This window comes from Burkholderia sp. GbtcB21, from assembly GCF_019091065.1.
GTDB classification, from domain to species: Bacteria; Pseudomonadota; Gammaproteobacteria; order Burkholderiales; family Burkholderiaceae; genus Burkholderia; species Burkholderia pyrrocinia_C.
The window spans coordinates 1-237 of record NZ_JAGXKA010000460.1; the positions used below are offsets into that span (position 1 = coordinate 1).

The following is a 237-nucleotide window of genomic DNA, read 5'->3' on the forward strand; positions in this document are numbered from 1 at the left end:
GGCGCGCCAGTTCCGGCAGCAGAACATGGCCGACGTGGTGCACAGGGCGCTGCGGGATACTGGCCTGGAACCGGCCTGGCTCGAACTCGAACTGACCGAAAGCGTGCTGATGCAGGACCGCAATGCGGTCGCGCACACGCTGCGCGAACTGAAGGCGCTCGGCGTCGGGCTGTCGCTGGACGACTTCGGCACCGGCTATTCCAGCCTGGCCTACCTGGAGGGCCTGCCCCTCGGTGG

Annotated in this window: 1 protein-coding gene; it reads left to right on the top strand. The window is 68.4% G+C overall.

Features of this window, described 5'->3' with window-relative positions; genetic code table 11:
* Nucleotides 1-25: 25 nt before the first annotated feature.
* Nucleotides 26-237 (top strand): EAL domain-containing protein (locus KVT39_RS37370; protein ID WP_306795641.1); only part of this gene is annotated, 212 nt, incomplete at its 3' end.